Source organism: Pseudomonas sp. SORT22 (assembly GCF_018417635.1).
GTDB lineage: Bacteria > Pseudomonadota > Gammaproteobacteria > Pseudomonadales > Pseudomonadaceae > Aquipseudomonas.
This window is the reverse complement of record NZ_CP071007.1, coordinates 1325787-1346588: the sequence shown is the minus strand read 5'-3', so window position 1 is coordinate 1346588 and position 20802 is coordinate 1325787. Positions and strand designations below refer to the sequence as shown.

Annotated in this window: 17 protein-coding genes; 9 read left to right on the top strand and 8 right to left on the bottom strand. The window is 62.2% G+C overall.

Features of this window, described 5'->3' with window-relative positions:
• Positions 1-324 precede the first annotated feature (324 nt).
• Entirely contained in the window at positions 325-1941 is a 1617-nt protein-coding gene (gene nadB, locus JYG36_RS06365; RefSeq protein ID WP_045197623.1) for an L-aspartate oxidase, read from the top strand.
• On the opposite strand, the gene JYG36_RS06360 is transcribed toward nadB, so the two are convergent.
• A complete protein-coding gene (locus JYG36_RS06360; RefSeq protein ID WP_093380053.1) occupies positions 1910-2362 on the bottom strand; it encodes a protein YgfX in 453 nt (150 codons plus the stop codon). The genes nadB and JYG36_RS06360 overlap by 32 nt on opposite strands.
• Positions 2346-2600 (bottom strand): FAD assembly factor SdhE, encoded by a 255-nt coding sequence (locus JYG36_RS06355; RefSeq protein WP_045185642.1) that lies wholly within the window; start codon positions 2598-2600, stop codon positions 2346-2348. The genes JYG36_RS06360 and JYG36_RS06355 overlap by 17 nt, the downstream gene beginning before the upstream one ends.
• A 165-nt stretch (positions 2601-2765) precedes the next feature.
• On the opposite strand from JYG36_RS06355, the gene ygfZ reads away from it, so the two are divergent.
• Positions 2766-3707, top strand: coding sequence for a CAF17-like 4Fe-4S cluster assembly/insertion protein YgfZ (gene ygfZ / locus JYG36_RS06350; protein WP_093380050.1), 942 nt, complete (start codon positions 2766-2768; stop codon positions 3705-3707).
• A 55-nt stretch (positions 3708-3762) separates the two neighbouring features.
• A complete protein-coding gene (locus JYG36_RS06345) occupies positions 3763-4569 on the top strand; it encodes an HDOD domain-containing protein (protein WP_045197617.1) in 807 nt (268 codons plus the stop codon).
• Here JYG36_RS06345 and tctE read toward each other — a convergent pair.
• Positions 4566-5945, bottom strand: a complete 1380-nt coding sequence (tctE, locus tag JYG36_RS06340) for a two-component system sensor histidine kinase TctE (protein ID WP_045197615.1) — start codon at positions 5943-5945, stop codon at positions 4566-4568. The genes JYG36_RS06345 and tctE overlap by 4 nt on opposite strands.
• Positions 5938-6609, bottom strand: coding sequence for a two-component system response regulator TctD (gene tctD, locus JYG36_RS06335; protein ID WP_045197613.1), 672 nt, complete (start codon positions 6607-6609; stop codon positions 5938-5940). The genes tctE and tctD overlap by 8 nt, the downstream gene beginning before the upstream one ends.
• Positions 6610-6810: 201 nt before the next feature.
• Between tctD and JYG36_RS06330 the strand changes: the two genes are divergently transcribed.
• The 5 genes from JYG36_RS06330 to JYG36_RS06310 all read left to right on the top strand — a co-directional run bounded on the left by JYG36_RS06330 (position 6811) and on the right by JYG36_RS06310 (position 12184).
• Positions 6811-8100, top strand: coding sequence for an OprD family porin (locus JYG36_RS06330; protein WP_213603402.1), 1290 nt, complete (start codon positions 6811-6813; stop codon positions 8098-8100).
• A gap of 34 nt (positions 8101-8134) precedes the next feature.
• Entirely contained in the window at positions 8135-9115 is a 981-nt protein-coding gene (locus tag JYG36_RS06325; RefSeq protein ID WP_213603400.1) for a Bug family tripartite tricarboxylate transporter substrate binding protein, read from the top strand.
• Positions 9116-9185: 70 nt separating this feature from the next.
• Positions 9186-9644 carry a tripartite tricarboxylate transporter TctB family protein gene (locus tag JYG36_RS06320; RefSeq protein ID WP_045197606.1) on the top strand — a complete coding sequence of 153 codons (459 nt, stop codon included), beginning with the start codon at positions 9186-9188 and terminating at the stop codon, positions 9642-9644.
• A gap of 1 nt (position 9645) precedes the next feature.
• Positions 9646-11160, top strand: a complete 1515-nt coding sequence (locus tag JYG36_RS06315) for a tripartite tricarboxylate transporter permease (RefSeq protein ID WP_045197603.1) — start codon at positions 9646-9648, stop codon at positions 11158-11160.
• The gene (locus JYG36_RS06310) at positions 11153-12184 is read left to right on the top strand and encodes an AbrB family transcriptional regulator (RefSeq protein ID WP_093380044.1); all 1032 of its coding nucleotides are present in this window, start codon (positions 11153-11155) and stop codon (positions 12182-12184) included. Before JYG36_RS06315 ends, JYG36_RS06310 begins: the two co-directional genes overlap by 8 nt.
• A 45-nt stretch (positions 12185-12229) precedes the next feature.
• Here the strand turns inward: JYG36_RS06310 and JYG36_RS06305 are convergent, their stop codons facing one another.
• The 4 genes from JYG36_RS06305 to ung form a co-directional block, all read right to left on the bottom strand.
• Positions 12230-14494, bottom strand: coding sequence for an autotransporter outer membrane beta-barrel domain-containing protein (locus JYG36_RS06305; RefSeq protein WP_213603398.1), 2265 nt, complete (start codon positions 14492-14494; stop codon positions 12230-12232).
• 221 nt (positions 14495-14715) lie between these two features.
• Entirely contained in the window at positions 14716-16611 is a 1896-nt protein-coding gene (locus JYG36_RS06300) for a hypothetical protein (protein ID WP_213603396.1), read from the bottom strand.
• 190 nt (positions 16612-16801) lie between these two features.
• The gene (locus JYG36_RS06295; RefSeq protein ID WP_213603394.1) at positions 16802-18739 is read right to left on the bottom strand and encodes a hypothetical protein; all 1938 of its coding nucleotides are present in this window, start codon (positions 18737-18739) and stop codon (positions 16802-16804) included.
• Between the two features lie 128 nt (positions 18740-18867).
• Positions 18868-19560 (bottom strand): uracil-DNA glycosylase, encoded by a 693-nt coding sequence (gene ung, locus JYG36_RS06290; RefSeq protein WP_213603392.1) that lies wholly within the window; start codon positions 19558-19560, stop codon positions 18868-18870.
• Between the two features lie 126 nt (positions 19561-19686).
• Between ung and dspII the strand changes: the two genes are divergently transcribed.
• A complete protein-coding gene (gene dspII / locus JYG36_RS06285) occupies positions 19687-20796 on the top strand; it encodes an enoyl-CoA hydratase/isomerase DspII (protein WP_045197589.1) in 1110 nt (369 codons plus the stop codon).
• Positions 20797-20802 lie beyond the last annotated feature (6 nt).

Genomic DNA, 20802 nt, shown 5'->3' with positions numbered 1-20802 from the left:
CGGCCCTTGGTCGGCTCGCACGAAAAACGCAGCGCGGTCACGGCCGGCTGCGTCGATAATCGGGTCTCGAATACGCAAACAGTGCCCTCAAGGGGCGCCTGCCATGCGTCGCCGCGGCATTGTGGCGTGCGGGCATCCTTCTATGGATATCCGTACATCACGGAAAGTTCCCACAAAAGGCTCCCTGGACTGCACAAGCGCCATTGGAAATCAGGGCCTTGGGGCTGCTATAAAGGCAGCCGGTCCAGATTCACGATAGTTTCACAATGCCATAAGCGCCTGACTATTGTGCCGATCCCCCCCTTCAGATACTAGTGTCCTGACATGAGCCAACAATTCCAACATGATGTTCTCGTGATCGGCAGCGGCGCCGCCGGCCTCAGCCTGGCCCTGACCCTCCCCGGTCACCTGCGCGTCGCCGTGCTCAGCAAGGGCGACCTCGCCAATGGCTCGACCTTCTGGGCCCAGGGCGGCGTGGCCGCGGTGCTGGACGACACCGACACGGTGCAGTCCCACGTCGAAGACACCCTCAATGCCGGTGGCGGCCTGTGTCACGAAGACGCCGTGCGCTTCACCGTTGAGCATAGCCGCGAAGCGATCCAGTGGCTGATTGACCAGGGCGTGCCCTTTACCCGCGACGAACACGCCGGTGATGAAGAAAGCGGCTTCGAGTTCCACCTGACCCGCGAAGGCGGCCACAGCCATCGGCGCATCATCCACGCCGCTGATGCCACCGGCGCGGCGATCTTCACCACCCTGCTGGCGCAAGCGCGGCTGCGGCCGAACATCGAGCTGCTGGAACAGCGAGTAGCGGTCGACCTGATTACCGAACGGCGCCTGGGCCTGGACGGCGATCGCTGCCTGGGGGCGTATGTGCTGGACCGCACCAGCGGCGAAGTCGACACCTTCGGCGCGCGCTTTACCGTGCTCGCCACCGGCGGCGCAGCCAAGGTCTACCTCTACACCAGCAACCCCGACGGCGCCTGTGGCGACGGCATTGCCATGGCCTGGCGCGCCGGTTGCCGGGTGGCCAACCTTGAGTTCAACCAGTTCCACCCGACTTGCCTGTACCACCCGCAGGCCAAGAGCTTTTTGATCACCGAAGCCCTGCGCGGCGAAGGCGGCCTGCTCAAGCTGCCCAATGGCGAGCGTTTCATGCCGCGCTTCGACCCGCGCGAAGAACTGGCCCCGCGCGACATCGTCGCCCGCGCCATCGACCATGAAATGAAGCGCCTGGGGGTGGACTGCGTCTACCTGGACATCAGCCACAAGCCGGCCGAATTCGTCAAAAGCCACTTCCCCACCGTTTACGAGCGCTGCCTGGGCTTTGGCATCGATATCACCCGCCAGCCGATCCCGGTAGTACCGGCCGCCCATTACACCTGCGGCGGGGTGATGGTCGATGAACAAGGCCTGACCGACGTGCCGGGCCTGTACGCCATCGGCGAAACCAGTTTTACCGGCCTGCACGGCGCCAACCGCATGGCCAGCAACTCGCTGCTCGAATGTTTCGTCTACGGGCGTTCAGCGGCCAACGACATCGTCGCTCGCCTGGACCAGACCGCAATGCCCCGGGCGCTGCCGTGCTGGGATGCCAGCCAGGTGACCGATTCGGACGAAGACGTGATCATCGCGCACAACTGGGACGAACTGCGGCGCTTCATGTGGGACTACGTCGGTATCGTGCGCACCAACAAGCGCCTGCAGCGCGCCGAACACCGGGTGCGTCTGCTGCTCGATGAGATCGACGAGTTTTACAGCAACTACAAAGTCAGCCGCGACCTGATTGAGTTGAGGAACCTTGCCCAGGTCGCCGAACTGATGATCCGCTCGGCCATGCAACGCAAGGAAAGCCGCGGCCTGCACTACACCCTGGATTACCCGGGCATGCTCACAGAGGCCCGCGACACTATCCTGCAGCCGCCCACCTACGCCGACTGAATTTCAGGCGCAAACGCAGGCGCCGGTGCTGCACCGGCTCCAGCGCGTCGAAGGCGATGCACTGGCCCTCGTTGAAACGCCGCCCGGCCCGGCGAAAGCGCAATACCACGCATCCGGGCAAGGCCAGGCTGTCGGGCTTGAGCTGCACCGCCTGCCAGCCCTGGGCGCGGCTGAACAACTGCCAGCCGTGGGCATCGCGGCGCAGGGCGGTAATGGCGTTGGGGTGGGTCAGCAGGATGCACCGGGGAATGACCCAGGCGCCATGCAGCAGGCACAAGGCAATGGCCGCCAGGCGCAACCACAGGGGCACCTGCAGCAGGCTCAGGGCCAGCAAGGCCAGCAGCAGGCTGGCCAGGTATGCCGCCAACAGTGCCCTTGAGCCCTGCCAGCGACATTCGAAACGCTCACTTGGGCTGGACACGGTCCAGGATGATGCGAACCATGCGTTGCAGCTCCGGGTCTTCGGACTCGCTGCGCTCCATGAACCAGCCGAACATGTCCTGGTCTTCGCAGCCGAGCAAGCGCCAGTACAGTTCCCGGTCTTCCGGGCTCAGGGTTGGAAAAACGTCCTGGCTGAAAGGAACCAGCAACACGTCCAGCTCGAGCATGCCACGGCGGCTGTGCCAAAAGAGCTTGTTGAGTTCAATTTGTTCGACCATGAAGCCCTCCAAAAATAGGCCGCCAGTATACAGAGCCAGCGCCCGAGGGACACGCGACGTTGGTCCGGACATGTGAGCAAATAATGACAGAGGCCTGTACTCAACTACCTATTTTGCCGACAGCGCTCTATCATGGGCCCCAGTCCTATCACCTTGCGATAAACCATGGCCGATTCCGCTTTTTTCTGCACCCTTTCCCACGAAGGCGTTCTCGCCGTCCGCGGCTCGGACGCCGGCAAGTTCCTGCAAGGCCAGCTGACCTGCAACATCAGTTACCTCAACGAGCATACCGCCAGCCTCGGCGCCCGCTGCATGGTCAAGGGCCGCATGCAGTCGAGCTTTCGCATCCTCTCCGAGGGCGATGGCTACTTGCTGGCGATGACCCGCGAACTGCTCGAACCGCAACTGGCCGACCTTAAAAAGTACGCAGTGTTCTCCAAGGCCAAGCTGACCGACGACAGCGCTGCCTGGGTGCGTTTCGGCCTGCACGACGGTGCAGCCGCGCTGCCGGCCCTGGGCCTGGAAGTGCCGGTGCAGACTGACGCGGTCACCCGTCAAAACGGCTTGGTCGCCATTGCCGTATCGGCTGGGCGCATCGAGTTGTGGGTACCTGCCGAGCAGGCCCCGGCGGTGCAAGCGCAACTGGCGGCGCAGTTGGCCGAGGCCGGGCTCAACGACTGGCTGCTCGGACAGATCCGCGCCGGTATCGGCCAGGTCATGCTGCAAACCCGCGAGCTGTTCATTCCGCAGATGATCAACCTGCAGGCCGTGGGTGGCGTGAGCTTCAAGAAAGGCTGCTACACCGGCCAGGAAATCGTCGCGCGCATGCAGTACCTGGGCAAGCTCAAGCGTCGCCAATACCGCCTGGCCCTGGCCGAGGGCGACCTGCCGCAGCCCGGTACCGAAGTGTTCTCGCCCACCCACAACTCCTCCGTTGGTGAAGTGGTACTGGCGGCCCGCAGTGAACAGGGCTGCGAACTGCTGGCCGTGCTGACCGCCGACGCGGTTGCCGACAACAACCTGCACCTGGGCAGCGCCGAAGGTCCGCGCCTGGAGCTGCTGACGCTTCCTTACGAACTGGACCGCGATCGCGAAATCCAGCGCTGAGCCTGCGCCCGCCCTGCACGGGCGGGGCACTCGTCAATTGCGGTAGAGAATCACCATGAACAAGATGGCCGAGATGATCCAGGCCCACCTGCTGAGCGCCATCGACAACGATGACCTGGTGCTGCCGACCCTGCCGGAAGTGGCCTTGAGCATTCGCGAAGCCGCCGAAGACAGCGAGATCAGCGTCAGTACCCTAAGCAAGGTGATCGGTCGCGATGCAGCGTTGTCGGCGCGCCTGATCAAGGTGGTCAACAGCCCCTTGCTGCGCGCCGCCACCGAGGTCACCGACCTGCAAACGGCCATCACCCGCCTGGGCATCAACTACAGCTGCAACCTGGCGATCGGCCTGGTGATCGAGCAGATCTTCCATGCCCGCTCGGATGTGGTTGAGCAAAAAATGCGCGAGATCTGGTCAAAAAGCCTCGAAGTGGCTGGCATCAGCTATGAGCTGTGCCTGCGATTCACCCAGCTCAAGCCGGACCAGGCAGCCCTCGCTGGCCTGGTTCATCAGATTGGCGCACTGCCGATCCTGCTGTATGCCGAAGAGCACAACGAGCTGCTCTCCGACCCGGTCAGCCTGAACTATGTAATCGAACAGATTCACCCGGCACTGGGCGACAAGATCCTCAGCGTCTGGGAGTTCCCCGAGCAACTGGTGCACCTGCCCGGGCTGATCCAGGACCTGGATCGCGGCACCGACAAGGTCGACTACGTCGATATTGTGCAGATCGCCCAGGTACTCAGCAGCAACAGCAAGGAGCGACCGCTGGCCGCCCTGCCCGCCTACCGCCACCTTGGCCTGCCCACCGGCACTGAGCTGCAGGCCAGCGACCTGCTAAATGCCAAGGCGATGTTCCGCTAGTCAGCGCTGAAGCTGACCCGCACCTTCAAGCCGCCACGCTCACCATCGTGCAGGCTGATCTGCGCCAGGTGCGCGCGGCAGATCTCGCCGACAATCGCCAGGCCCAGGCCAGTGCCCTGGGCGCCGCGCCGGTAGAAGCGCTCGAAGACCTTTTCGCGCTCGCTTTCAGGAATCCCCGGGCCGTCGTCTTCGACTTCGAGAATGCCCGGCTCAACCACGCGCAGAATCACATCGCCGCCCTTGGGCGTATACGCCATGGCGTTATCGACCAGGTTGCTCAGCAGCTCATTGAGCAGCGTCGGCTCGCCGCGCACCCACACCGGCCCCTCGGTCTCCAGCGCCAGGGCGACGCCACGCGCATGGGCCAGCGGCGCCATGGCCATGCCCAGCTCACGGGCCAATTGGCTGAGGTCGAGCAATTGCGCGCCGCCTTCGGCAATCGCCCGGGCGCCGTTTTCAACCCGCGCCAGCGACAGCAACTGGTTGGCCAGGTGGGTCAGGCGATCGGTGCCTTGCGCGGCGGCCTCAAGGGTTTCGCGCCAGACTTGCGGCTCGTTGGAGCGCAAGCCCAGTTCGACCCGCGCCTTTAGCGCTGCCAGCGGCGTGCGCAGTTCATGGGCGGCCTCGGCGATAAACTGCGCCTGGCGTTCGAACTGGCCGCGCAAGCGTTCGGTAAAGTGGTTCAGGGCGCGCACCAGCGGGCTCAGCTCGCGCTGCACCTGGACCACCGGCAAGGCCCGCAGGTCATCGGGCTGGCGCTCCTCCACAGCGCTGCGCAAGCGCTCCAGCGGACGCAGGGCGGCGCTGACGGCAAACCACACCAGCATCAGCGCGCCGAGGGCGAGCATGCCCAGGCGCAGCAGGGTATCGGCCATCAGGCTGCGGGCCATGCGCACCCGCGCCTCTTCGGTTTCGGCCACGCGGATTTCGGCCATGCCGTTCATGTTCGGCTCGCTAACCGCCTTGAGCAGGCTGACCACGCGCACGTCCTGACCCAGATAACGGGCGTTGTAAAAGCGTGCCAGGGCCGGGTAGTCGTCAGTGCGCGGGGTATTGGGCGGCGGTGCCGGCAGGTTTTCGTAGCCGGAGATCAAGCGCTGGTGAATATCGTTGACCTGGTAGTAGATGCGCCCGGCGCTGTCGTAGGCGAAAGTGTCCAGGGCCACGTAGGGCACATCGGCGCTGAGGGTGCCGTCGCGTTGCGACAGGCCCGCGGCGATGGTCCGTGCCGAGGCCAGCAAGGTACGGTCGTAGGCGGTGTCGGCGGCTTCACGGCCGTTCCAGTAAGCGCTCAGGCCGCTGGCCAGCATCAGCACCACCAGCAGGATTGCCAGGTTCCATAGCAGTCGCCCGCGCAGGCTGTCGCTGTTACGCATCTTTGTGCTCGAGCAGGTAGCCGAGCCCCCTGAAGGTGACGATCGCCACGGCATGGCCGTCGAGCTTCTTGCGCAAGCGGTGCACGTAGATTTCGATAGCATCGGCGCTGGCTTCTTCGTCCAGGCCGAACACCTGGGCGGCCAGTTGCTCCTTGCTCATCACCCGCCCGGGCCGCGCAATCAGTGCTTCGAGCACCGCCTGCTCGCGGGAGGTCAGGGTCAGCAGTTCTTCGCCGAGGGTGAAGCGCCGGGTATCGAGGTCGTAAACCAGTGGCCCGCAGCGCTGCTGGCGCTCGCCACCGAGCACGCTACGGCGCAGCAGGGCCTTGACCCGCGCCTCAAGCTCGGTCAGCTCGAACGGCTTGGCCAGGTAATCGTCGGCGCCCAGGTTCAGGCCATGGACCCGGTCCTTGACGTCGCTGCGCGCGGTCAGCATCAGCACCGGCACGGTCTTGCCGCGGGCCCGCAGGCGCGCCAGCACCTCGAAGCCGTCCATCCGCGGCAGGCCGACATCGAGCACCGCCACGGCGTATTCCTCGCTGGCCAGGGCCAGGTCGGCGGCCACGCCATCATGCAGCACATCCACGGTCAGGCCGGTGCTTTTCAGGGCCTGGGCCACGCTTTCGGCCAGTTGCAGATGGTCTTCGACGAGCAGCACACGCATCGATTTCTCCCCTTTGCGTCGCGTTCAATGGCGCGGAGTGTACAGCCGACAGCCCGCCTGTGAAGCCTTCGGCGCAATCAAAAGCTGCTGAAAGGTTAGCGAAAGGTTCACGCCCTAGCATCCTCTCACGGCTCACTCTGCTTGCCGTAAAACCGGACCCAAGGTCCGAACTAATAAGAACAATAACGGAGTCACTCCACGATGCTGTCCATGCAGCCGCAGGCGTACGCGCCTACCCGACGTCTACCTTCCCGCCAGACCGCAGTTGCCAGCGCCCTCGCCCTTGCCGGCGTCGCCCCGTTGAGCCAGGCCGCCTTCTTCGATGACAGCAAGGCGAGCTTCGAAACCCGCAACATGTACTTCAACCGCGACTTTCGCGATGGCACCAGCGCCCAGCAATCCAAGCGTGACGAATGGGCCCAGGGCTTCATGCTCAATTTCGAGTCAGGTTATACCGACGGCACTGTAGGCTTCGGCCTGGATGCCCTGGGGATGCTCGGTATCAAGCTCGACTCAAGCCCCGACCGCACCGGCACCGGCCTGCTGCCAACCCACGACGATGGCCGCGCCGCCGACGAGTATTCCAAACTCGGCCTGACCGGCAAGGTGAAGATTTCCGCGACCGAACTCAAGATCGGCACGCTGATCCCGGAGCTGCCGACCCTGCAGCCCAACGACGGGCGCATCCTGCCGCAGACCTTCGAGGGCGGCCTGCTGACCTCGGGCGAGATCAAAAACCTGACATTTACCGGCGGGCGCCTGGAAAAAGCCCGCGACCGCGACAGCACCAACAACGAGGACATCGCCCTCAACAACAAGAACAGCCGATTTCTTGGCACCGTCGCCGGCAACCATTTCGACATGGCCGGCCTGGACTACAGGTTCACCGACAAGATCACCGGCAGCTACCACTGGGCCCAGCTCGATGACGTCTACCGCCAGCACTTCGTCGGCCTGATCGCCTCCCAGCCGTGGGGCCCGGGCACCTTCGGCGCCGACCTGCGCATGGCCTTCAGTGACGACCAGGGCCAGGCCCGCGGCGGCAACATCGACAACACCGCGCTCAACGGCATGCTCAGCTACGGCCTGAACGGCCACAAGCTCAGCGCCGGCTACCAGCACCTGTCCGGCGACACCGCCTTCCCCTATGTCGATGGCGCCGACCCGTACCTGGTCAACTTCGTACAGATCAACGACTTCGCCGGCGCCGACGAGCGCTCCTGGCAAGCCCGTTACGACTACGACTTCAGCAAGCTCGGCATCCCCGGCCTGACCTTCATGAGCCGCTACATCAGCGGCGATAATGTCAGCCTGGCCAATGGTGGCGAGGGCAAGGAGTGGGAACGCAACACCGAGTTCAAGTACGTGGTGCAAAGTGGCGCCCTGAAAAACGTCGCCGTGCGCCTGCGCAACGCCACCTTCCGCTCCAACTTCGCCCGCGATGCCGACGAAGTGCGACTGCTGGTGAGTTACAGCCTCGCGCTGTGGTAATCCCTGATAACAATAACGTTCACGGAGAGACACGATGACTTTTTCACTGCGCCGCATTGCCCTCGCCACCGGTTGCCTGCTGCTGGCCGGCAACGTTCTGGCGGGAGAACCGAAACGCCCTGAATGCATCGCCCCGGCTTCGCCCGGCGGCGGTTTCGACCTGACCTGCAAACTGGTGCAAAGCGCCCTGGTCAACGAAAAGATCCTCAGCAAACCGATGCGCGTCACCTACATGCCCGGCGGTGTCGGCGCGGTGGCCTATAACGCGGTGGTCGCCCAGCGTCCGGCCGATGCCGGCACCCTGGTGGCCTGGTCCAGTGGTTCGTTGCTGAACCTGGCCCAGGGCAAGTTCGGCCGTTTCGATGAAAACGCCGTGCGCTGGCTGGCGGCGGTAGGCACCAGCTATGGTGCCATTGCCGTGAAAAGCGATTCGCCCTACAAGACCCTCGACGACCTGGTCGCGGCGCTGAAAAAAGACCCGAGCAAGGTGGTGATCGGCTCCGGCGGCACCGTCGGCAGCCAGGACTGGATGCAGACCGCGCTGATCGCCAAGGCCGCCGGGATCAACCCGCGCGACCTGCGCTACGTGGCCCTGGAAGGCGGCGGCGAAATCGCCACGGCGCTGCTCGGCGGGCACATTCAGGTCGGCAGTACCGACATCTCCGACTCCATGCCGCACATCCAGAGCGGCGACATGCGCCTGCTTGCGGTGTTCGCCGAAACCCGCCTGGACGAGCCGGAAATGAAGAACATCCCCACCGCCAAGGAACAGGGCTATGACATCGTCTGGCCGGTGGTGCGCGGTTTCTACCTCGGGCCGAAAGTGACCGATGAAGAGTACGACTGGTGGAAAGCCTCGTTCGACAAGCTGCTGGCCTCGGAAGAGTTCGCCAAGCTGCGCGACCAGCGCGAGCTGTTCCCTTTCGCCATGACCGGCGCCGAGCTGGACACCTACGTGAAGAAACAGGTGGCTGACTACAAGGCCCTGGCCAAGGAATTTGGCTTGATTCAATAAGCCTCTCCCCTTTCGAACGCATCGCGGGGCAAGCCCGCTCCCACTTGCCCCGCGAAAAGAGGATTCCGCAATGATCCTGCAACGTCTCTTCGCCCTGTTTTTGCTGGCGCTGTGCGCCGCCCTGGCCGTCATGGCCTGGCCCTACCAGGCAGCCTTTTCCTACGAACCGGTCGGGCCACGTGCCTATCCCTTGCTGATGCTCGGCCTGATGGCCGCCGGCCTGCTGTACCTGGCCTTTCGTCCCACGCCGATCGTGCACAAGGACGACGAACCCGAACTGGACCGCGAAACCCTGAACAAGATCGGCCTCTGCGTCGCCTTGCTGCTGGTCTTTGCCGCCACCTTCGAGCCACTGGGCTTCATTGTCAGCAGCATCCTCATCGGCGTGCCGATGGCGCGCCTGTATGGCGGGCGCTGGTTGCCCAGCGTGGTGATCATCGGCCTGATGAGCATCGCCCTGTACTGGCTGTTCGACCGTGTGATGGATGTGCCCCTGCCCCTCGGCCTGCTCGACGTTCTGGAGAACTGACATGGATACGCTTGGTTATCTCGGCCAGGGCTTCGGCGTCGCCCTGAGCCCCTACAACCTGGTTACCGCCCTCGCCGGCACCCTGATCGGCACCGTGGTCGGCCTGCTGCCGGGCCTGGGCCCGATCAACGGCGTGGCGCTGCTGATCCCGATTGCCTTCGCTCTCGGCCTGCCGCCGGAGTCGGCGCTGATTTTGCTGGCAGCGGTGTACCTGGGGTGCGAATACGGCGGGCGGATCAGCTCGATCCTGCTCAATATCCCCGGTGAAGCGTCGACGGTCATGACTACCCTCGACGGCTACCCCATGGCCCGCCAGGGCCTGGCCGGGGTGGCGCTGTCGCTGTCGGCCTGGAGTTCGTTCATCGGCGCCTTTATCGCTACCTGCGGCATGGTGCTGTTCGCGCCGCTATTGGCGAAATGGGCGATCGCCTTCGGCCCGGCGGAGTATTTCGTGCTGATGGTGTTCGCCATTGTCTGCCTGGGTGGCATGGCCGGCGACCGGCCGTTGAAGACCTTCATCGCCGCGCTGATCGGGCTGTTTCTTTCCAGTGTCGGCATCGACGCCAACAGCGGCGTGTACCGCTTCACCGGTGACAGCGTGCACCTGGCCGATGGCATTCAGTTCGTGGTGCTGGTGCTGGGCCTGTTCTCCATCAGCGAGATTCTCCTGCTGCTGGAAAAAACCCACCATGGCCACGAAGCGGTGAAAGCCACCGGGCGCATGCTGTTCAACTTCAAGGAAGCGGCCTCGGTATTCGTCGTCAACATTCGCTGCGGCCTGCTCGGTTTCATCATGGGCGTGCTGCCCGGTGCCGGCGCAACCCTGGCCAGCGCCGTGGCCTACATGACCGAAAAGCGCATCGCCGGTGCCAGCGGCACCTTCGGCAAGGGCGACAAGCGCGGCCTGGCCGCACCGGAAACCGCCATCGGTGCCTCCTGCTGCGGCGCCCTGGTGCCAATGCTGACCCTCGGCGTACCCGGCTCGGGCACCACCGCCGTGATGATCGGCGCCCTGACCCTGTACAACATCACCCCGGGGCCGATGCTGTTCGCCCAGCAACCGGACATCGTCTGGGGCCTGATCGCGTCGTTGTTCATCGCCAACATCATGCTGGTGATCCTCAACATCCCGATGATCCGCATCTTCACCCGCATCCTCGCCGTGCCGAACTGGGCGCTGGTGCCGGTGATCGCGATCATCACCGCGATCGGTGTGTACGCGGTGCATGCCACCACCTTCGACCTGTTCCTGATGATCGGCATCGGTATCTTCGGCTACATCCTGCGCAAGCTGGACTTCCCGCTGTCGCCAATCTTGCTGGGCTTCATCCTCGGCGGGTTGATGGAGCAGAACCTGCGCCGGGCGCTGTCGATTTCCAATGGTGCCCTGGACATCCTCTGGTCGAGCCCGATCAGCATGAGCGTGTGGGGCCTGACCATCGCCATGATGCTTTTGCCGCTGCTGCGCATCTGGCGCAAGCGCAGCCTTCAGCGTCGTGCCCTGGCCGATGTCTGATGGCCGCTTGAAACTGTACTGGGCCACCGGCCTGGTCGGCCTGGCCGGCGGTTACCTCGCCAGCAGGGTCGGCTGGCCGCTGCCGTGGATGGTCGGCTCGTTGCTGGCGATCATCCTCGTGCGTTGCCTGACGCCCTGGCAATTGAGCGAGATCCCCGGCGGGCGCAAATGCGGGCAGTGGATCATCGGTATCGGGATCGGCCTGCACTTCACCCCGGCGGTGGTCGAGCAGGTGGCGAGCAACTTCGGCCTGATTTTCTGCGGGGCGCTGATCACCAGTGTTTCCAGTGTGGTCGGGGTGTGGTTGCTGCGCCGTACTGGCGAAGACCGGGCCACAGCGTTCTTTTCCAGCATGCCCGGTGGCTCCGGGGAGATGGTCAACCTCGGCGCCCGTAACGGTGCGGTGCTCAGCCAGGTGGCGGCAGCGCAGAGTTTGCGGGTGCTGGCGGTGGTGCTGTGTGTGCCGGCGCTGTTCAAGTTTTTGCTCGGCAATGGCGTGCCGCTGACCCACGCCGGGAGCGTGCACTGGGGCTGGCTGGTTGTGATCTGCCCGCTGGGGGTGTTGCTGGCCCTGGGCTGGCAGCGTTTGAAACAACCCAACCCGTGGCTGTTCGGGCCGTTGCTGGTGGCGGCGGTGGCCAGTGTCAGCGCCAACCTGCAGGTGGCCCTGCCCGATGGCGCCAGCCAGATCGGCCAATGGCTGATCGGCAGCGGTCTGGGTTGTCACTTCAACCGCGCGTTCTTTCGCCGGGCACCGTCGTTTCTCGGCCGCACCTTGATTGCCACGGCGCTGACCATGTTGATCGCAGGCCTTGCGGCGGGTGTGCTCAGTGTCATGACCAACCTCGACCTGCGCTCGCTGACCCTGGGCATGATGCCCGGCGGCATCGCCGAAATGAGCCTGACCGCCGAAACCCTGCAACTGTCGGTGCCACTGGTCACGGCGCTACAGGTGATGCGTTTGCTGTTCGTGCTGTTTCTGGCCGAACCGTTATTCAGGCACTGGGACAAACGCTGCGACTGAAACAAAAAAAGAGGAAGCCAAGGCTTCCTCTTTTCAGTTACGCGCTTACCAGGTGAAACGCACGCCGACGTTGGCACCGAACGGCTTTTCGATCTTGTCGCCGTTGCTGTAATCGATATCGGCATGCAACTGCAGGCGCTCGGACAGCGACACGGCAATACCGGCACCGACCTCGGCACGCGAGCCGGACAGGTCGTTGTTGAACACGTTGTCGTTGACCTTGACCTGGTTGTTCTTGGCGAACTCGTGCACCGCGGCAGCGCGCAGGTACGGCTGGGCAAAGCGCCCCTCGCCAAGATCAAAGTTGCGACCTACCGTGGCACCGGCCTTGCCGAGTACCGACATGGTGCGGTCACCTTCAGCCTTCAGGCCGCTGTCCAGGTCGTAGGATGCACCCTGGATGCTCACTGCCGACACTTGGGCGAAAGGTTCAACGAAGTAGCCGTCATCGAGCTTGATGTGACGACCGAACTCGGCCGACGCACCGACGCCGTTGGTCTTGTAGTTGCCCTTGGCCTGGCTGCCGTCGCTCATGGCCACCTTGGACTTGTTGTCGAAGCGGTTGACCTTGGCCACCGCGTCAAAGTAGTAACCGCTGTCCTGGTCCAGCCAGGTGGTGTAGGCACCGGCGTAGTAGCTGTCGACCGTACCGGTAGTACCGCGGCTCAGGTCCAGGTCGGACTTGCTATGACCGGCCAGCACACCCACCAGCCACTGGCTGTCGCCCACCTGGGCATCGGCACCCAGGGTGAAGCCCTGCTGGGTTTGCTTGTAGGCGGTGCCAGACGACTCGGCAACGTTGTACTTGCTGCCATAGGCACGGCCCCAGGCGCCGCTTTTACCTTCGTTGTAGCGCAACTCGCCCATGCGGGTGCGCAGCGACGACAGCTCGCCATACCACACGGTCGGTGCGGTATTGAACAGCGCCAGGACCGAACGGGTGCCGGGGCTGATGACTTTCTTCTCGGTGTCCAGGTGCCAGTCGTTGCCTTCCTTGGTCAGGTCATAGGAAAACGCGCCCAGGTCGACAGGACCGTTCACCAGGCTGAACTCGGCATCGCCGCCGCCGGTAGTGACCACGGTGATCCGCTCGACAGCGGCCGGGTCGTGACCACTGGCACTGATGGCGAGGGTGTGCTGACCGTTGGCCTGACCGCTGACATTGAACAGGTCGCCTTCGCCAGTGGCGAAGTCAGCCGACATATGAAAGGTGCCGTTGCCAGACAGCTCTCCCAGGTCCAGGCGATAGAACTGGCCAGGCTCGCCAAACTGCACATGGCCGCCCTGCAGGCTCAATTGTTCAACCTGGCTGTCACCCACCAGCGCCCAGGTACTGTCGCCGTTGAGCGCCAGTGCGTCGACGTTTTCCAGGCGCCCCTTGAACAGCGATTGATCGTTCAGGCTCAGTTGCGCCGCGCCGCCAGTGGCGACAATCACATCACCTTCCAGGCTGGCATTGCTCAGGGTCAGTTGCGCAGTGCTGCCATCGCCTACCTGAATATTGCCGACCAGGTCGCTGCGGCCAATCTGCATCTCTGCCGAACCACCGTTCTTGAGCTCAAGCAGGGTGCCATTGGCGCCTTCCAGGCTCGAACCATTGAGTACGTCGATACGGGCGGTGGTTGCAGAATCCACCACCAGGGCCGGCCCTGCTTCCCCGATCACTTTGCTGTTGTCCAGCAGCAAAGTCGGCGCCTGCTCGTTGGCTTCAGAGCCATAGTATTCATGAGACAAACGCACACCGCTCTCGGCGCCCTTGATCACGCTGTTGTGCGCCTGGGCCTGGCCGCCGATCATCAACAGACCATCAGCCGTAGCACCGGTCAGGCTCGAGTCTTTGAGCGACAGATTGCTATAGGCGCTGAGGGTTGCACCGAATCGGCCACCGTTGATTTCGCTGCTCTGGACCTGGACCTCGGACCCGGTCGCCGAACCATCGAGCAATCGGCCAACCGTCAGGCCGTTGCCCTGGGCGCTATCGATACGTGCGTTGGCGATACGGGCGGTACTGCTCACCAGGGCAACAGCGTTGTTCGAGCCGACGGCAGTGACGGTGCCACCCTCGATGTTCAGTTGGCCCTTGCGCACTTGAATGTGCTCGGTCCGCGCACCCTGGACATTCAGAGTGGCATTTTCCAATACGCGATAGTTGTAGGACGGCGTCCCCGAGGTAGCGGTAAAGGTCTGGTTGCTTTCGACAACCTTGGTGATAGCCAGGGCCTGAGCCGATGCCATCACCAAAGGTGCGACAAGGGCTGCCTGCAAGGCGCACGAAAGCGCCGAGGGTTTGAAGATGCTTGGTTTGGTCATGAGATTCTACTCCGCAGCATTGAGACTATTCAGTTCCGGATTAAACAGAGCCAACTAGTTCAAGCCCCGTTTGTTCGGAGCGCAGAATAGAAACTTCTGACAGAATCTTATGTAGGAATATTCCTCATAAGAAGTAGGCGTAATCAACAGGCAGTGTCGCGCCCATATAGATAAAATGAAGCCGAGCATTGCTCGGCCTCATTCATTATCAAACACTCAGCTTATGGCCTTCCTGGGCAAAGCCCGGTCCCCTGTTCTCCAAAGTAGTAGTAAGACTTCACTGGAGAACGGCCAATATCCTCGCCACCACGTTCCTGAATCCAATACAGCTCGACAAAACCGCTGCGCAGCGGCTCCATGCAAGGAATCCATGGGATCGTAAGATTTACCCCGGTGTCCACTTCGTTTTGATTGAGCACTTCCCGTGGGAAAGATAAACGCGTTTCTTCGACAGGCTGCGAATTGGTAAAACCTTCAAGGCCCAGCCAGTGCAAAGTAACGATGTCGCCCACTTGAAGATTTTGAGCATCAACAACCCTGGCATTAACGCCTCGCCATGGAAAATCGGAACAACTGATACCCGCTTGGGTTTCGAGCAAATTCAACTCAGGCGCGTTGACCTCTGCCAATGGAATGGCCCTGACATCCACCAATTGACTGCCCGACGACTGGAAGTTGGTGGTGGTCGCATTGGCAAAAATTTTATAGAACAGCGGAATGTCCGTTCCATTGCCGACTTTGACAATATCGTCCCAGCTGATTTGCAACTCGATCGGGTCACCGGGATTGTCTGTGCTCTGCACTGTATAGGTGGCCACCAACAGGTTTTCCGGGCCATAGTAAAGCCGAATAACCTCCCCGGTTTGCGCAGGATCATAGAGGGTAAAACTGACGTCGGCAGGCTGGCCTGCATCCTCTGGGCGCAAAAGATTCAGCTCCCCCGTCGACGAGGTCAGGAGTGGAACATCCAGCGCCGGGTTGACCGGATAGGGTTCGCCCGGGTTAGGTGGCCCAATTAACTCCAGGTCTACTTCCACGTCCAGTACTGGGGAGGGATAGGCCTTGCTACGGATGACTTCATAGCGCACCTGGGCCATATGCGCAGTCCCTTCGACGCCACTGGAGATGACTGCCCACGGTGCGGTAAACGGTAAAGGCCAGTTAGGCGTGGGCGGCAGGAAGACCCGATCCACATAAATATCATTCCAGTAAACGCGCACTTCGTCACCCGACGCCGCATTGGTATACTCATCCACCTCGATCAGCACGCCCTCACGTGCTTCGACAATGTCAATGGGCGCAGCGTCTACCCTGGGCGCCAGCAAGTCGATAGGTGTTGGCTCAAGGATAACGAACACTTGCTGGCGGTATGCCAGCTTGGTCGGATTGCCGGCCCGGTCTTCCAGTATATAGGTCACCTGCTTGGTGCCAGGCCCGGCAAGGAGCAGCTCGTCCTTTGTCAGCACTACGTTGATAGGCCTTTCGCTGACCAGCCCGCCTTTATTCGGCTGGGACTGCTCATCACCAAAGAGAATCGCCCAATAGTCACCCACTTGCAGGTCAAGGTAATCTGGAATCTGCAACACCAGCTCATCGTCGTGCGCTTCCAGATACTCCGGCGTCACCGTGGCATCCGGCAGGTCCTCCGGAAGAATGATGGCCGCTGGGAAAGCACCAAGATTGGGATCAAGCCTGTCGACTGTTACCGTAAGATTCTGCGAAACTCCATCATTGGGATTTATCGAGTTGACGACGTCAAAATAGACAACTTTCTCACCGTGCGACTCAAGCACTGGGTCTTGCAGCGTCACCGGAATGGGAAATGTGATCACATGAGGGACCGGCAACTCAACGCTGTGAACCGGCCTTTCGTTAATATAAACGGTTACCGTATCGATTGTGTCGGGCGGCCCCACTGTAGTGAAAGCCGGAATTTCCACCTCGAGTCCTTCCGGGATTTTCGGTGTACGCAGCAGATTAATCTGTCCCCCGGGAATATTTTGCTCCGTATTCATAGGCACCGGTGGATTAAACAAGTTTCTAAAACTTCTAGGCTGTGGGGCCCGTGTTTTGGCTTTTTCGGCTGACGCCTTGGTTGTCGCTTCAAACTTGGTCATCTTGGTATCTCCTGCAAATAGAAATAGGCTTGGAACACCATCAGCACCTCAGTCGACCCAGCCGCCGTCCTGCCAAGCAACGGCATTGCGGGGGCAAAGCCAAACCTTTTTTCAGAGCAAAACGTCGTCTTGTTTATTGCAACTGCGCAATCACTTCAGCGTATTGAGTCAACATCCTTGAACACAGTATTCACGCCTCTAGATCACAATACAGGCCCGTACTCAGATCGATGACTGACAACCTCGCACGGGCCAACCCCGACTCCCCCACACCACTACCGTCACCTTTCTCCAGCCGATAACGGACATTACCGCCCCCCCCACCCGGCGCACTTCGAGCCGCCAACTTGATCAGCGGGTCGTAGGGCAATACGGTGAACCTGTAGCCATGCTCGGCCTCGAGGTCTTCGCGGGTCAGAACATGCTCGAAACGTCCCTGGGTTCCAGGGATCGGGTTATTGCCCGATTGGTTGTAGTCGCCCTCCCAAAGCAGGATGAGCTTGTCATCCACCTGCAGTTGCGGGTCTTTGGGGATCTCTACCCGAACGCCCAACCATGGCTGTTCTTCGCAACGTATCCATTGATTGGTCTTGGCATCTGGAAAGGTGGCGGGCGCCAGGCCTTCGATGACTCGCACCTCGACACGCACGGATGTTATAGGCGACCGTTGCCGGTTTACCCCATTGAACGTGGTGTACTGCATCGGCAGGGCAGGTGAATTGCCGACACTATGGATAATCGCCCAAGGAACCCTCAGCACGATCAATTGCCCGCCAACATCCTCAACCTTCACCTCGTAGCGATCCACCGCCTGCGGATGACTGCCCCAGAACAGTTCCAGCACCTGACCGAATTGCGGGTTGTCATACAGAAGGATCTCGACGCTTGCGTCCTGCCCGGCATCGGCGCCTGTGAGCACATTATCGGCTGTCGTGCCCTTGACTACAGCCGGTAGCAACAAGGGGTTGACCGGATCCGGGCCGGGAGGCGGACCGGCCACCGTCAGGTCGATGTCTACCCATAAGGTCGAAGAGGTGAGCGAAGCCCCACCGCGTCGCCAGGTGTAGTGCACCCGATCAACAAAAGGTGCAGCAAAGCCTCCTGCCGCTAGAATTGCCCAACTGACCGGGGCCCTCAAAGGCCATTGCTGGTTCTCGGCAATGGTGATGAGGCGAAGCGCCAGCCCGCGCCAGTAGACCTGAACCTGATCGCCTTGCTGTGCGTCGCTGATGACGTCGATGTGAACCTCGACATCTGCACGGGCATCTTCCAGGTCAATCAGCCCATCGACATCGAACCTGGGCACCCGAGGGTCAGGCAGGTCGCCCGGCAATTCATCCAGCACTACCTCAATTGGCTGGACCTCGGACGTTGGCCCGCGATTACCGGTTCGATCTTCCAGGCGATAGTAGGCGTTATGCGGGCCTGAACCGCTCTCTCGGACCAGCATCGCATCGTATCGCGCAATGATCGGCGCATTGACATCGGTGATGCGCAACTCACCGGCATAGGGCAGTTCGCGTGATTGCTCATCCGTATCGATAACGGGCAACTTTTCCCAGTAGTAGGTCAGCAGGTCGCCCACCCTGATATCTGGCCAAGCCTCGACCCGGGCATCGACCGTGTCGTGCCGGCTGAGATAATCCTCGGTAACGCCGCTGATCAGGACTTCCTGGTCAAACTGCAGGGGCGTACCTTCTTCGTCGCCATTGGGCGCCTGCTTATCGATGAACAGGTGCGTTGCGTGCGAAGTGGACGGGTTCACCGATACCGTAACGCGGTACTCGACCCGGGCGGGGCCAGGCGCCGCCATGTACTCCGAGGGCATCTTGCAGACAACCGGGATCACATCATCCGGGATCACTGGCTGAGAAAAGGTAAATGTTTCAACTACATCGCCTCGCCAGAGAAATTCGACTGTCGTATCGAGGCCCGGAGGAGCGGCATTGTAATCCGCCCAGATCTCCCTGATGCTGATTTCCAATGGGCGTAGCTGGTCTTCCCTGCGGACCAAATGCCCCAGCACGTCATCTTCCGTTAACTCCATAGCGGCCGGAACGAACGGCGCGGCGTAGCGCTCCCGGGGATTTACCGGTTCATCAGTAGCATCAGAATCGTCCGAGCCCATGGCGACAGTTCCTTCCAGCGAAGAGGACCGTGGCAGCGAGCCTGTAGCTGACTGCCGTGGAAAACCTGGAAGTATTAGATGCCTATTTCAAATCGGCCGAAACTGACAAAAATGCTAGGTACCCAGCGTTAAACCGGTGGCAAACGCCAGTCGATCGGGGTCAACCCGCGCTGCTCGAGGAAGCGGTTGGCCTGGCTGAAATGCCCGCAGCCGAGAAAGCCACGGTAGGCCGACAACGGCGATGGATGCACCGACTTGAGCACCAGGTGCTTGGTGGCATCGATCAGTTTCTGCTTGCTCTGGGCATGGGCGCCCCAGAGCAGGAACACGCTGTTGGGCTGGTGCTCGCTGACCACTTCGATGATGCGGTCGGTGAAGAACTGCCATCCCTTGTTGGCATGAGACGCGGCATTGGCGCGCTCGACGGTCATGGTGGTGTTGAGCAGCAACACGCCCTGCTCGGCCCAGGATTGCAGGCAGCCGTGCTTGGGGATCTCGATGTTGAGGTCACGCTGCAGCTCTTTGTAGATGTTCACCAGCGACGGCGGCGTCGCCACCCCCGGTTGCACCGAAAAGCACAGGCCATGGGCCTGGCCCGGGCCGTGGTACGGGTCCTGGCCGAGGATCACCACCTTGACCTGGTCCAGCGGGGTGGAGTTGAGGGCGTTGAAGATCAGCGGGCCAGGTGGGTAGATCTCTTTGCCGGCAGCGTGCTCTTCGCGCAGGAACTCGCGCAACTGGTGCATGTAGGGCTGGTCGAATTCGGCGCGCAGGGCCTCTTTCCAGCTCGGTTCAAGTTTGATGCGATCGTCGTCAGTCATGGTCGGGTCCGTAAAACAATGGCGCGACACTAGGAAAGCCGCCTGCGCTTGTCAATCGATCCGACCGGCGACCGCCGAAATCGCCAGCAGCGGCCATACTTGTGCGGATCAACCACGAGGTCGCCCATGGCTGCAGTACAGTGCGAAGAACTCACCGGCGTCGACGGCGCGCGCATCGGCGTTGCCACCCTCAATACGCCGCAAACCCTCAATGCCTTGTCGCTGCCGATGATCGAGGTACTCGACGAACAGCTCAAGGCCTGGGCCGATGACCCGGATGTGGTCTGCGTGCTGCTGCGCGGCGAAGGCGCCAAGGCCTTCTGCGCCGGTGGCGAGGTGCGCAGCCTGGCCCAGGCCTGCCTTGACCATCCCGGCCGGGTACCGCCCCTGGCGGCGCAGTTCTTTGCCGCCGAATACCGCTTCGACTACCGCCTGCATACCTACCCCAAGCCGCTGATCTGCTGGGGCCACGGCCATGTGCTGGGTGGCGGCATGGGTTTGTTGCAGGGGGCCAGTGTACGCGTGGTCACCCCCAGCAGCCGCCTGGCCATGCCGGAGATCAGCATCGGCCTGTATCCGGATGTCGGCGGCAGTTGGTTCTTGTCGCGCCTGCCCGGCAAGCTGGGCTTGTTCCTCGGCCTTACCGGCGCGCCGATCAACGCCAGCGATGCCCTCGACCTGGGCCTGGCCGACCGTCTGCTGGGCGAAAGCCAGCAGGAAGAGTTGCTCGACGACCTGCTGCAATTGAACTGGCAGGAGCAGACCGCCCTGCAGCTCAACAGCCTGCTCAAGGCCCAGCAGAACGGCGCCCAGGCGCAAAGGCCCGAAGCCCAGTGGCTGCCCAGGCGCCAGCAGATCGACGCGTTGCTGGATGTCGCCGACCCGGTGTGCGCCTGGCGTGCCATCGCCCAGTTGCGCAACCACGCCGACCCGCTGCTGGCCAAGGCCGCGCAGACCATGCTCGAAGGCTGCCCGCTGACCGCGCACCTGGTCTGGGAGCAAATCCAGCGTGCCAAGTACCTGTCGCTGGCCCAGGTGTTCCAGATGGAATACACCCTGAGCCTCAATTGCTGCCAGCATCCGGAGTTCAGCGAAGGGGTGCGCGCGCGGCTGATCGACAAGGACCAAAAACCGCGCTGGCACTGGGCAGATATCGCCCAGGTGCCAACGGCGGTGGTTGAAGCGCATTTCAGCAAGGCGTGGGAAGGTCGTCACCCTTTGGCGGACCTGGCCTGAATGGCG

Excerpts from the sequence above, each read along its gene's own strand:
- ygfZ (WP_093380050.1), top strand. The coding sequence starts at position 2,766 with ATGGCCGATTCCGCTTTTTTCTGCACCCTTTCCCACGAAGGCGTTCTC.
- JYG36_RS06320 (WP_045197606.1), top strand. The coding sequence starts at position 9,186 with ATGATCCTGCAACGTCTCTTCGCCCTGTTTTTGCTGGCGCTGTGCGCC.
- JYG36_RS06300 (WP_213603396.1), bottom strand. The coding sequence starts at position 16,611 with ATGACCAAGTTTGAAGCGACAACCAAGGCGTCAGCCGAAAAAGCCAAA.
- JYG36_RS06345 (WP_045197617.1), top strand. The coding sequence starts at position 3,763 with ATGAACAAGATGGCCGAGATGATCCAGGCCCACCTGCTGAGCGCCATC.
- JYG36_RS06355 (WP_045185642.1), bottom strand. The coding sequence starts at position 2,600 with ATGGTCGAACAAATTGAACTCAACAAGCTCTTTTGGCACAGCCGCCGT.
- JYG36_RS06305 (WP_213603398.1), bottom strand. The coding sequence starts at position 14,494 with ATGACCAAACCAAGCATCTTCAAACCCTCGGCGCTTTCGTGCGCCTTG.
- dspII (WP_045197589.1), top strand. The coding sequence starts at position 19,687 with ATGGCTGCAGTACAGTGCGAAGAACTCACCGGCGTCGACGGCGCGCGC.
- tctE (WP_045197615.1), bottom strand. The coding sequence starts at position 5,945 with ATGCGTAACAGCGACAGCCTGCGCGGGCGACTGCTATGGAACCTGGCA.
- JYG36_RS06325 (WP_213603400.1), top strand. The coding sequence starts at position 8,135 with ATGACTTTTTCACTGCGCCGCATTGCCCTCGCCACCGGTTGCCTGCTG.
- JYG36_RS06315 (WP_045197603.1), top strand. The coding sequence starts at position 9,646 with ATGGATACGCTTGGTTATCTCGGCCAGGGCTTCGGCGTCGCCCTGAGC.
- JYG36_RS06310 (WP_093380044.1), top strand. The coding sequence starts at position 11,153 with ATGTCTGATGGCCGCTTGAAACTGTACTGGGCCACCGGCCTGGTCGGC.
- JYG36_RS06330 (WP_213603402.1), top strand. The coding sequence starts at position 6,811 with ATGCTGTCCATGCAGCCGCAGGCGTACGCGCCTACCCGACGTCTACCT.
- nadB (WP_045197623.1), top strand. The coding sequence starts at position 325 with ATGAGCCAACAATTCCAACATGATGTTCTCGTGATCGGCAGCGGCGCC.
- JYG36_RS06295 (WP_213603394.1), bottom strand. The coding sequence starts at position 18,739 with ATGGGCTCGGACGATTCTGATGCTACTGATGAACCGGTAAATCCCCGG.
- tctD (WP_045197613.1), bottom strand. The coding sequence starts at position 6,609 with ATGCGTGTGCTGCTCGTCGAAGACCATCTGCAACTGGCCGAAAGCGTG.
- ung (WP_213603392.1), bottom strand. The coding sequence starts at position 19,560 with ATGACTGACGACGATCGCATCAAACTTGAACCGAGCTGGAAAGAGGCC.